At 59.7% G+C, this 12,002-nt stretch carries 10 protein-coding genes; 4 read left to right on the forward strand and 6 right to left on the reverse strand.

Features of this window, described 5'->3' with window-relative positions:
- Positions 1-45 precede the first annotated feature (45 nt).
- A complete protein-coding gene (locus PY649_RS23280) occupies positions 46-1,566 on the forward strand; it encodes a mechanosensitive ion channel family protein (protein ID WP_285871113.1) in 1,521 nt (506 codons plus the stop codon).
- Positions 1,567-1,665: 99 nt separating this feature from the next.
- Here the strand turns inward: PY649_RS23280 and PY649_RS23285 are convergent, their stop codons facing one another.
- On the reverse strand, positions 1,666-3,198 hold the full coding sequence (locus PY649_RS23285; protein WP_285871114.1) for a S10 family peptidase: 1,533 nt from the start codon (positions 3,196-3,198) through the stop codon (positions 1,666-1,668).
- A 213-nt stretch (positions 3,199-3,411) separates the two neighbouring features.
- On the opposite strand from PY649_RS23285, the gene PY649_RS23290 reads away from it, so the two are divergent.
- A complete protein-coding gene (locus tag PY649_RS23290; RefSeq protein WP_285871115.1) occupies positions 3,412-4,143 on the forward strand; it encodes a dienelactone hydrolase family protein in 732 nt (243 codons plus the stop codon).
- A gap of 88 nt (positions 4,144-4,231) precedes the next feature.
- Here the strand turns inward: PY649_RS23290 and PY649_RS23295 are convergent, their stop codons facing one another.
- From PY649_RS23295 to PY649_RS23305, 3 genes are all read right to left on the reverse strand, one after another.
- Positions 4,232-4,918 (reverse strand): cysteine hydrolase family protein, encoded by a 687-nt coding sequence (locus tag PY649_RS23295; protein WP_285871116.1) that lies wholly within the window; start codon positions 4,916-4,918, stop codon positions 4,232-4,234.
- Between the two features lie 162 nt (positions 4,919-5,080).
- Positions 5,081-6,274, reverse strand: a complete 1,194-nt coding sequence (locus PY649_RS23300; RefSeq protein ID WP_285871117.1) for an enolase C-terminal domain-like protein — start codon at positions 6,272-6,274, stop codon at positions 5,081-5,083.
- 2 nt (positions 6,275-6,276) lie between these two features.
- Positions 6,277-7,599 carry an MFS transporter gene (locus tag PY649_RS23305; RefSeq protein ID WP_285871118.1) on the reverse strand — a complete coding sequence of 441 codons (1,323 nt, stop codon included), beginning with the start codon at positions 7,597-7,599 and terminating at the stop codon, positions 6,277-6,279.
- A gap of 179 nt (positions 7,600-7,778) precedes the next feature.
- Between PY649_RS23305 and PY649_RS23310 the strand changes: the two genes are divergently transcribed.
- Positions 7,779-8,825, forward strand: coding sequence for a LacI family DNA-binding transcriptional regulator (locus tag PY649_RS23310; protein WP_285871119.1), 1,047 nt, complete (start codon positions 7,779-7,781; stop codon positions 8,823-8,825).
- A gap of 121 nt (positions 8,826-8,946) precedes the next feature.
- Positions 8,947-9,837, forward strand: a complete 891-nt coding sequence (locus PY649_RS23315) for an amino acid ABC transporter substrate-binding protein (RefSeq protein WP_285871120.1) — start codon at positions 8,947-8,949, stop codon at positions 9,835-9,837.
- Positions 9,838-9,931: 94 nt separating this feature from the next.
- Here the strand turns inward: PY649_RS23315 and PY649_RS23320 are convergent, their stop codons facing one another.
- Entirely contained in the window at positions 9,932-10,969 is a 1,038-nt protein-coding gene (locus PY649_RS23320) for an MBL fold metallo-hydrolase (protein ID WP_285871121.1), read from the reverse strand.
- Positions 10,970-11,017: 48 nt separating this feature from the next.
- Positions 11,018-11,680, reverse strand: a complete 663-nt coding sequence (locus PY649_RS23325; protein WP_285871122.1) for a peroxiredoxin — start codon at positions 11,678-11,680, stop codon at positions 11,018-11,020.
- Positions 11,681-12,002: the final 322 nt, after the last annotated feature.

The raw sequence follows: 12,002 nt of genomic DNA on the forward strand, positions 1-12,002 counted from the left end.
GCCAATTTACCGCCCATCCGAAAGACTGAACGCGGCCAAGTTCTTATGTACATTGCGCTCCTCGCCGATCCGATCGTCCAGTTCTGCATCCTGGTGGTTGTCGGCACATTCATCAGCCGTTTCGTGCTTCGCCATCGGCGCGCCGGACGATTGATTGGACAGATCGCCTTTTTCATCAGCCTGACCGCGCTGTTGCTGTATCACGGCATCGTGCCCTATGAGCCCAGTTCGGCACAGTCGCAGGCACAGGACACGGTGCAGCTGCGTATCTTCATCGGCTTCGCCAAGATCGTCTGGTGGATCAACGGCGCCTGGGTGCTGATCGCCTTCGTGCGCCTGTTCCTGATCTTCGAGCGCAAGCCGCGTGAGGCCCGCCTGCTACAGGATCTGGTGGTCGGCATCATCTATCTTGGCGCGGCTCTCTCCGTCGTCGCCGATGTCTTCAGCGTCCCCATAGGCACGCTGATTGCGACCTCCGGCGTCTTCGCCATTATTCTCGGCCTTGCGTTGCAGAATACGCTAAGCGACGTCTTTTCCGGCATCGCGCTGAACCTCGGCAGACCCTATTCCGTGGGCGATTGGGTGGTGCTCGACAATGACGTCCAGGGCCGTGTCGTCGAGACCAACTGGCGTGCCACGCATCTGCTGAGCGGCACCAACGACCTCGTTGTCATCCCGAACAGCGCTCTTGCAAAGACCCGGATCACCAATCTGTCGAGCCCCGACGAAAGCCACGGCGTCACCATCACAGTCCGCGTCCAGCCGACCACCCAGCCGAACGTCATCGTCCAGGTAATGCGCAACGTGCTGATCAGTTGCAACACGATCCAGAAGACGCCTGAGCCCAGCGTGATGATCGATGCGATCGACGGACAGGCGGTCGAACTGCAACTATACTTCCGCGTCCGCGACATATCGCAGACAATGGCGGCCAAGAATGAGATCTACGACCTCATCTACCGCCATACGAAGGCAGGCGGGCTGAAACTCGCCGGTCCACCCGACGCGATCATGGTGCCGCCGGAACCACAGGCAGAGTCGGTGACCGCCGCCCAGCATCCCGGTACGGCGTGGCGGCTGCTCAACAATGTCCCGCTGTTCTCGTCACTGACCGAGGACGAGAAGGAACATCTGGCATCGCATATGCAGCGCCGCACCTATCCCAAGGATGCCATCATCGTCGAACAGGATTCGCGGCTACGCGCGCTGACCATCGTGCGCTCAGGTGTCGTCAGCGTCACCCGCAGGGAAGCACAGCGCCAGATCGAACTGACGCGGCTCGCCCCCGGCGATTATTTCGGCGAAGGCGGTCTGCTGATGGGAGCCGTGGAAGTCGGCACGGTTCAGGCGCTGACCTTCGTGGTGACCTATGAGATCGGCGAAGCCTGCCTGGCGCCGCTTTTGCACGACCGGCCCTCCATGGCCGACGAGCTGGGAACCATCATGTCGAAACGCATCGAAGCCGAACGCCATCTCTTCCGCGCCAGCGATATAATGGTCAATGGCGCGCCGATCGGCTCCCTGACCTCACGCATCAGGCATCTGTTCCAGCTGCAGCACGACTAAAGCGCATCGCGATCTCTGGGATTCGCTCCTTGCGCCTTAGCTCTTGATCTCGCGCATGTCGTTATCGCAAAACCGCTGCACACTTTTGCGCGACATGCTTTAGTTCGACTGCACGGCGGGTACTATCACCGGCGGCGCCGTGAAAAATGCCTTGGCGTCCGCGGTGAATTGCTCACGCGACGTCGGCCGCGTGTAGAACATGTGCCCGCCACGATAGAGGTTCAGCGCCACCCGGTCGGCAAAGGCCGGCGGCAGATGATCAAGCACGTATTTGTTGACGCCGAAGGGCACGATGAGATCGCTATAGCCCTGCGCGACCATGAGCCGGAAGGACGGGACGAGGGTCAGCATTTCCTTGATGTCGTCCGTCCCACTTGCGTGCAGGCGGGAACCGCCGTTGCGGCCGCCCCAGTTCCAATGCTCGTTCACGGAACTCGACAGCAGATTGTAGGTCATGTCGGTATGAAAGCCGAGTTCGTCGCGCGCATAGCTTGAGAAGGCACCACCATAGGCACGCACGAAGCCGTCAAGAATCGGGTCGTCGCTGCGGCCGGCCTCCGATTCCGGATAGGGGTCGGGCGCCAGGAACGAGGCGTCGTAGGAACTGACGATATCGGCACCATCACCATCGGAGTGTTTCTGATACACCCCGCCGAGAAAGCCCTGGTTCTTGGCCACGACATCCTCGGGAATGCCGGTCAGCTTGGCAACGCGGTCGTAGAAAACGCGGCCGGCGTCGCCGGTTGGGGGCTTGCCTGCGAGCGCGGGCAGATACTCGTTCAGCGCAAATTTTTCGGCATCCTGAACCCCCTGCTCATTGAAGGCGTTTTTCCGCTCGAGTTCAGCGGCGGCCAGCGACGGCAGCTCGAGTGCCGCACCAAGCGCTAAATCATTCGCTCCAAACACAAGCCGGCCCTCGATCAGCGGCGACAGCATGACGATCCCGGAAATCAGGATGCCTTGATCCTGCCGCAAGCTGGTGGCCACTTTCGCCGCGCGCAGTCCGCCATAGCTTTCTCCGAGAATAAATTTCGGCGAGTCGGCGCGTCCGTTGTGGGCAACATAAAGCGCGATCGCCTTGGCAAGGCTCTCCGCATCCGCACGCATGTTGTAGAACTCATTGGCATCATCGGCCTTGGCCGTGCGGCTCCAGCCGGTGCCGATCGGATCGATCAAGACAAGATCGGTGAAGTTCAGCCAGCTATGCGGATTGTCGACCAGCTTGGCATTGGCACCGTCGCGGCCGCTCGGACCGAAATCGAGAACACGCGGCCCAACCAATCCGAGGCTGAGAAAGGCCGAGGCAGCGCCCGGCCCGCCATTGAAGACGAAGGTTATCGGCCTGCCGGGATCCCTGTTCTTGGCGACGTAGGCGGTATAGAAGATCGCCGCAGTGCGCTCGCCATCCTGGCCGAAGAGGTTCAGCGTGCCTGCCGTCGCCGTATAGGGAATGCTTTTGCCATCGGCATTCAACACATGGTCGGTGACGGCATCGGATGGCAACAGGGAGAGTACGCTTCCACCGCCCCCACCGCCGGCAGAGCGGCCCTGCTCCGGCGGCGCGGCAAGTGCCAGCGTCGAGACGAGGGAAAAGACCAGCGCAATGCTTGGGACGATCTTGCGAAAAGACATGCGTATGCAACCTCCATCGGCCCCACACATCGGTGCCGTTGCCTCGAATACTATTCCACCAATGGCAAAAGCGCGAATTCAAGAGATGTTGATCGCCGATCCGGCTGTCACATCTCTTTGAAAAGGAAATGCCATTGAGCGCCTGCCGGCCATTTGCCAGAGTGCCGCTCCGGGGAAACGAACACTCAAACCAAGACCCTAAGGGATTTGATGATGAAACAAGATATTGAAATCAATGCGGCCGATGGCATCGCGAAAGCCACCATCTTCCGCCCCGACAATGGTGCTTCCGCCAAGTGTGGCATTATTTTCTACATGGACGCCATGGGTCCGCGTCAGGCGCTCTTTGACATGGCGCAGCGGCTTGCCGATTCCGGCTATACCGTGCTGCTGCCTGACCTGTTCTATCGATTTGGCGCCTATGGTCCATTCGACGGCACGTCCTTTGGCGACCTGGCCTCGCGCGAAAAGATCATGACCATGTTGCGCGGCACGACGCAGGAGATGACCAAGCGCGACGGCGCAGCCTTCCTTGACACCCTGACGGCAGCCGGCGCTACCGGCCCGGTCGCCACCGTCGGTTATTGCATGGGCGGCGCCCGCGCGCTGACGGCAGCGGCCGCCTATTCCGACCGTATCACGGCTGCAGCCAGCTTCCACGGCGGCAATCTCGCCAGCGATGCGGAAGACAGCCCGCATCTCCTGGCCGCCGACATCAAGGGCCGCGTCTATATCGGCGTCGCCGGTGTCGACAACAGCTTCCCACCGGAACAGTCCGCCCGGCTCGCCGAAGCGCTCCGCATAGGCGGTGTCGACCACATGATCGAGAACTACGTCGGCATGGCCCACGGCTGGACCGTCTCCGATCATGGTGTCTACGACCAGACCGGCGCCGAAAGGCACTGGAAGCGCCTTTTGAATTTGTTCGATGAGGCGCTGGCGTAAGGACCGCAACGCAAAAAGGAAATCCCGACTTCTTCTTAGAAAGCGGGATTTCTCACATGTTCGGCGTCATTGCGAAGCAGCCAGGACGTCAGAACTTGATCATGTCGCTCCTGGTCAGCGTCGTCTTCTGCGAAACGCCGGGCGCGTTGACCATATGCGAGGCGACATATTGTTCGCCGTAGAGTTCGGTGGAAGACATGCCGTCGACGGGGAGGATGATGTTCATCCCGTTCAGCGCCGCATCGGTCGCCGTGTCGAGAACCGCGCCTTCGGAGGCCGTGCCCGTGACGATTAAGGTCTTGATGCCCTTGTCGGCGAGGATATTGCGGAGATTGGTGCCGATGAATTTGTCGGCGCTGGACTTTACGATCGGGTCGCTGGCCAGCGGCGCAAGATCCTTGGCGATGTCCTGAGGTTCGCCCGCACCGGCCAGGCTGTAGACCACAAGCATGCCTTTGGCACGGGCCTCGTCAAGCATGGCCTTGACCTTCGGCACGGAGGCAAGGCAGCGCGGCTTGGTGTTCTTGTTGCATGGCCCCTTCGTGGGATCCTGTGCGCCATTGAAATCGAGGATCAACAGTGCCGTCGTCTTCGGATCGACCATAACCGGCTTCAATTGCGGCGGCGCAGGCGGCTTCACCTTCTGCCAGTCGTCGATGATGGTCTGAGCGGAAGCCGGCATCGCTCCGATAGGACTCAGGGCCGCGCCGAAAGCTATGAAACCAACGCCGAAAGCAAACGCTGCCTTTTGCACTATGCTACCGATATGTCTCATGAAATCGCTCTCCTGAAGAACCCCTGGGTTTCATTGGCCTGACCTTACAATTTAGATAGGTCAAACCTCGGAGATTGATAACGAAACTCTTCGTGATCCCCGCGTTATCGGACAACCTGTTGCAGGCCGGGCGATCTGCTCCCCCGGCCGCGATTTTTGGCATCAGGCCGCGAAGATAATGTCTTCCGCCTCGATCTTGCTTTTATCGATCTCCATCGCCAGGCCGGGTCTCTCGGGCACTTCGATCATGCCGTCGATGACATCGAGCGGATCGACGAGGAAATGCTGATGCACCGCATTCCACTTCACCAGATATTCCTGATAAGGCGTATGGATCGGCGACTGCACCGCCGAGAAGTGCGCGGTGACGAAGCTCGAATGACCGTGCGGGATGGTGACGAGATCGTGCACCGTGGCATAGGCCGCGATCTTCAGCGTCTCCGTCAGGCCGCCACACCAGTAGATATCGGGCTGGATGACGTCGAGCGCTTCGCTGTCGATGAAGCGCTTGAAGCCCCAGCGGGTATATTCGTGTTCGGCGCCCGAAAGCGGGATGCGGATGCGTTCGCTGAGTTTCCGATAGCTGTCGATGCGGTCGGGCATGACGCATTCTTCCAGCCAGCGCGGCTTGTATTCTTCGATCCGTTCTGCGAGATCGACGACATAGCCGACATCCATCGACTGCCAGCAGTCGAACATCAGATCGTAATCCTCGCCGACCGCTTCGCGCAGCGTGCGCACCAGTTCGACATTCTTCTTCATGCCCTCGGTGCCACTCATCGGGCCGTGGCGGAAGAACCATTTCTGGGCGCGGTAGCCCTTTTCCTTGTACTCGATGGCGCGCTCGCGAACCTTGCCGGCATCGAGCACGGCAAAGCCGAGCATCGAGGCATAGGCCGGAATCTTCGTCTGCGTCGGTCCGCCGAGCAGCCGGTAAACGGGCTGGTTCAGCCATTTGCCGCGCAGGTCCCACAGCGCACAGTCGACGGCGCTGATCGCCAGCATCGCGTCGCCCTGGCGGCCGTGCACCATACCGCGATGCATCTGATCCCATAGCTTCTCTCCGGCAATCGCGTCCTGGCCGATCAGATATTTGCGCAAGTGTTTGGCGATGATGTAGGCGACCCCTTCCGGGATCGGCCCGGCGAGACCGGTGACGCCTTCATCCGTATGGATTTCCACGAAATGCGTGGTGATCTTGAATCCGTCGGGGGTTTGGATACCCCCCTCGTGATCGTTTCTCACACGATATTCCGGATAGATATCGATGGGGCGGACGAGCCGTTCCTCCCAGAGATCACCCTTGGTCGGCAGGGTGCCTTCGAGGCGGCGAAGGCGAACTTCAGTGATCAACATGATTATACCTCGCTTTGTCGCGCCTTGATCGCCCCGGCTTCGGGGGTGCGGCCAAAGAGCGTTGAAATGACGATGAGGGTGACGACCGACATGGCCGCCATCAATGCCAGCCAATAGAGGCCGTCGTCGAAATTGCCGGTCGAGTCATGGATCATACCGATCACCCAGGGATTGACGACGCTGGAAATATTGCCGAGCGAATTGATGAGGGCAATGCCGCCCGCTGCCGCAGTCCCGCTGAGGAGTGCAGTCGGCAGCCCCCAGAACACCGGCATCGCGCCGAAGACGCCGAAGGCGGCAATGCAGAGCATCAACAGTTTAACCGTCGGATCGGCGCTGGCAGCCGAGCCTACGAGGCCGATGATCGAAATGATCAGCGCGGTGTAATTGGCCAGGCGGCGCTTGCCAGGGCGGTCCGCGAGACGGCCGAGCAGCAGCATGCCGGCGATCCCGAAGAGATAGGGAATTGCGGCGACGAAGCCGGTCTGCAACTGGCTGAAACCAAAGCCTTTCAGGATCAATGGCAGGAACGTGCTGACGGCGCCGTTGAGATTGGTGAGGCCATAATACATCAGGCAGAACAACAGAACCTGCGGGCTGAGAAGCGCGGCCAACAACTGCTTGCCATGGCCGCTGCCGCTAAGGGCCGCGCGCTCGCGCTGCTCCCGGTCCAGCCGCGCCATCAGCCAATTGCGCTCGGCGGGTTCCAGGAACTTCGCTTCTTTCGGGCCGCTCGGCAGGATGAACGGAATGAATACGGCGACGATCAGGGCCGGCAGGCCTTCCAGCAGATACATCCACTGCCAGCCATGCAGGCCAAGGATGCCATCGAGCTCGAGAAGCAGCGTCGACACCGGCGTGCCGATGACGAGCGAGATCGGAATGCCGGCCATGAAGGCGCTGATGATGCGGCCGCGATAGGCCGACGGATACCAGAGGGTCAGGTAGAAGACGACGCCCGGAAAGAAGCCGGCCTCGGCCGCGCCCAGAAGCGCGCGCAGCACATAAAGGCTGCCGGCATTCCAGACGAACGCGTGCGCGCCGGCCAGAAGTCCCCAGGTCAACATGATGCGGGCAATCCACCAACGCGCGCCGAAGCGCTGAAGCGCCAGGTTCGACGGGATTTCAAGCAGCACATAGGGTACGAAGAATATGCTCGCCGCAAAACCGAAAGCGGTCATCGACAGGCCAAGATCCTTGTTCATGGTCAATGCCGCGACACCGACATTGGCGCGATCGAGGATCGCGATGAAATACGAAAATATGAGAATGGGCAGCAGACGCCATGTCAGCTTGCGAATAATCACTTCTTCGGAAACAGCCATTTACTCCTCCTGAAAATTTCCTTTGCGCTGTGGGCACTTCGGACCGCGGCCCCTCCCGCCAGCGCCTACGTCTTCGCCGGGCATTCACATGATTGAATCCCGGAAACGTTTCCGGGAATTGCCATGACGATATGGGGATGTCAAGACGATCTGATCGATTTGCGACGATACGGAGCAGCATGAAGAAGCCGCGGACAGTCGGTATCCGGGAATTGGCCGCGCATCTCGGGATGGCGATCAGCACCGTTTCGCGAGCGATGAACGATCGCAGCGAGGTCAGCCCCGAAACGCGCAAGCGCATTCTCGCCGAAGCCGAGCGCCTGGGCTACCGGCCCAATCAATCGGGACGCAGCCTGCGCAGTGGCTCGACAAAAGCGGTCGCGCTCACCATGCGAACCGATATCGGCCGCACCATGTCCGGCGAAACCTTCTTCATGGCGCTGAGTGAGGGATTGCAGAGCACGCTTGCCAATGTCGGCTATGATCTGATGATCCTGCCCTGCGCCTCCGATCAGGATGAAAACGAATTCCTCTATCGCGCCGTCGACCGCAGGCTCGCCGACGCCTTCATCATCTCCAATGTCCAGCGCATCGATCCGCGCATAGACTATCTGAGGAAGTGGCACATGCCTTTCGTCGCGCTCGGCAGCAGCGAGACCAAGGGCGACTATGCTGCACTCGATCTCGATTTTGCCGGGGTGGCCGAGACCTCGGTGCGGCGTTTGGCGACACAGGGGCACCAACGCATCCTGCTCGGCCTGACAGCGCAAGAGACAAACAACAACTACGTCTTTCTGGCGGGCTTCAAGACAGGCTTGGAAAAAGCCGGCCTCGCCTTCGATGAAAGGCTGGTGCTGCGCCTGCATGACCGCATTTCCGGCGGATACGAGCTGGCTTCCACGCTGCTTGCTATGGACGACCGCCCGACGGCCGCGCTCCTTATCCAGGAAACGATGGCGATGGGCCTTTATCAAAGGCTGGGCGAAGCCGGCCTGCAGCCTGGCAAGGACCTCGCCGTCATCGGTTTTCGCGAAAATCCCGTCTGCCGCTACCTGACGCCGTCACTCACAAGCTTCCGCATCGATCTCAAGCAATATGGCGCCCGCCTCGGCGAGATGATCATCGCCGAACTCGACGCCGAGGCGAAAGGCGCCGACCGCAGCGACTTCGTTCACGAAGTATGGCCGATGGAATTGGTGCCGGGAAAAAGCGACGGGGCGGCTTAGGAGCCGTCTCTCCTTTGCCGCGAAATTTTTCGAAGACAATCCATCGTTGACAAATGACGCCGAGGCCATAGTCTCCGCCTAAGCACTTGCGATCGCTACCATTCTTTCGGAGATGAGGATCATGCTGGCGAAATGCACGAGACGATTGGTTCTGGCAGGCCTCTTCCTTTGCGTCTCGGCCTACATGGCCGCCGCCACACAAGCGCTCGATCTCATCGCTCAGAGGGGAACCGTTCGGATCGGTTATATTGCCGACGAGGCGCCGTTTTCCTTCAAGAAAAAGGACGGCAGCGCGGCGGGATATTCCATCGATCTCTGCGGAAAGATCGTGGATGCGATCGGCGGTAAAATTCCTAACGTGAAGCGGGAATACGTCGAAACCACTCTCGCCGATGGATTCAACGCCGTGAAAAGCGGGCAGATCGATCTTCTGTGCGGCGCGATCACCGTCAACCTTACCAGGCGCGAAAGCGTCGATTTTTCGCAACCGATCTTTCTGACCGGAGCGAGCGCGTTGCTGCGCAAGGATTCGCCGGAATACCTGCAGATACTGTTCCTCGATAAGCGCCCGGTGCGTGCGGTGGATGCACAATCGCCTTCAGCGAGCATCATCGGCGTCCGCTCGGATACGACCACCGGCGCAACGCTGCGTGACGCGCTCGGCTCCGATGTGCCCAAGACGCGGGTCGCGGATTTCGCAACGCATCAGGACGGACTCAAAGCCCTCGAAGACCACAGGATCGACGCCTATTTCGCCGACCGGGCTCTCCTCATCGGCCTCGCCAGTCATGCACGCAATCCCTCGCAGCTTGCGATCGGCAACCGCCTGTTCACGCATGAGCCCTATGGGATCGCGTTGCCGCGAGACGATTCCACCTTCCGCCTTCTCGTGGATCGGGCGCTCACCGCCTTCTATCAGTCCGATGATTTTCCGAAATTGCTGAAGACCTATTTCGGAGACGAGGCGTCTTTTCTGCGCAGCGAGATATTGATGCAGTCAGTTCCAGAATAAGGCCGGCCGCATCCGCCAGAATTGCAAGCGCCCCACATGGGCACCTGTCGCCCTTTGGAGGATCCGTTGTCCGGCTGTGGACCGGCCTTGCCGCTTAATGAGCCACTGGCCCGTTCACCTTCTTCCAGGCAGCGATGCCGCCCTCGATATGACAGGCGGTTGATAGCCCGGCGTCTTGGGCCGCCTGCACGGCCATCGCCGATCGTTCGCCGAAAGCGCAATAGAACACGATCCGCTTGCCGGTGGCTGCCGCCAGCTCATGCAGCATGCCGCCTGCACTGATGTTTTCCAGCAAATCCGGATAGGGGGCGTGCAGCGAGCCTGGGATCGTTCCATGCTTTTCGCGCTCGCCCTTCTCGCGCAGGTCGACGATTGCAATGTCGGGGCGGCCGCGCAGCGCCAATGCCTCGGTCGCCGAGACGGCCCAGCCTTTGCGCGCGATCTCATCCTGATGAAGACCGACATGGACATTGGCCGGCACGGCCACATCCATCATCTTCGGGTTGGGAAGCTTGAGGTTGTTCATGAGGTCGGCATATTCGTCCGCCGACCGAACCCTGAGGCGGGGATTGAACAGCCTCTCCTCGCCGATGGTGGAAACCGTATCGCCCTTGTAGTCGTGGGCCGGATAGACCAGCGTCTCGTCCGGCAATTTCAGAAGCTTGTTGAAGATCGAATCATATTGCTGGTGCGGATTGCCGTTCTGAAAATCGGTGCGTCCCGTACCACGAATGAGGAGCGTGTCGCCCGTGAACACCCGGCCACCCATGAGGAAGGAGTAGGAATCGTCCGTGTGGCCGGGCGTATAGAGTACGTCGAGGCTCAAACCCTCGATCGCGACACGATCGCCTTCCGCCACACGCATGGAAACGACGTCGGCAAGCGTCTGCTCCCCCATGACGGTAATGCAATGGGTGCGATCGCGCAGCGCACCCAATCCGGTGATGTGGTCGGCATGCAAATGCGTGTCCACGGCCTTGACGAGCTTGAGATCAAGCTCCTCCACCAGCTTAAGATAGCGCTCGACCTTCTCAAGCACGGGATCGATGATCAGTGCCTCGCCACCCTGGCGGCTGGCGATGAGATAGGTATAGGTACCGGACACGCTGTCGAAGAGCTGGCGGAAGATCATCGGCGACACCCCTGCGCGAATCTCGCCCCACCCGAAGGGGCATCCTTGTTACGCTTTCGGCTGCGGAACGATCCGGATATAAGGCTTAGGCGCGCTCCACCCCTGCGGATATAGGGTCTTGGCTTCGTCGTCGCTCACCGAACCGGCGATGATCACATCTTCGCCCTGCTTCCAGTTCACGGGAGTTGCGACCCTGTGCTTCGCGGTAAGCTGGAGCGAGTCTATCACACGCAGGACCTCGTCGAAATTGCGGCCTGTGGTCATTGGATAGACGAGAATCAATTTGATCTTCTTGTCGGGGCCGACCACAAAGACGTTCCGCACGGTCTGATTGTCAGCCGGGGTGCGCTTGGTCGGATCGCCGGACACTGCCGCCGGCAGCATGCCGTAGAGCTTCGATACCGTGTAATCGACATCGGCAATCATCGGGAAATTCGGCGCAAAGCCCTGCGTCTCCTCGATGTCGCTTGCCCAACCGGAATGACGATCGAGCGGATCGACCGACAGACCGACAATTTTCACGCCACGCTTGTCGAATTCGGGTTTTATCCTGGCCATATAGCCGAGCTCGGTCGTGCATACCGGCGTAAAATCCTTCGGATGCGAGAACAGGACGACCCAGGAATTATCGGCCCAGTCGTGAAATCGCATCGTGCCTTCGGTCGATTCCACCTCGAAATCCGGTGCAATATCATTGATTGCAAGTGTCATGGTCCCCTCCCGTTGTAGACAACATAGTTATCAGATCTTTTCCTCGGTATATTTATTGTACATCTTCCTAATTTAGGCAACTGCATACGGCGCGATGCTTTGATTTTCTCTCGCAGGAAGCGCACTTAACTTAAGGTGAGTTGAACAGAACTTTGAATGGCGGAGCCGAAGCATCTATTGCCGAAACGGCCCGCACAATCGATCGGAGTGATCGGCAAAAAGAAAACCCCGCCACTTTGGGGGGATGGCGAGGTGTAAAGAATGTTATCACGATAACATAATCTATCGATTCGCATAGGCAATAAAAAAGCGCCCACCTGCT

It is taken from the genome of Rhizobium mayense, assembly GCF_030272705.1.
Taxonomy (GTDB): domain Bacteria; phylum Pseudomonadota; class Alphaproteobacteria; order Rhizobiales; family Rhizobiaceae; genus Rhizobium; species Rhizobium mayense.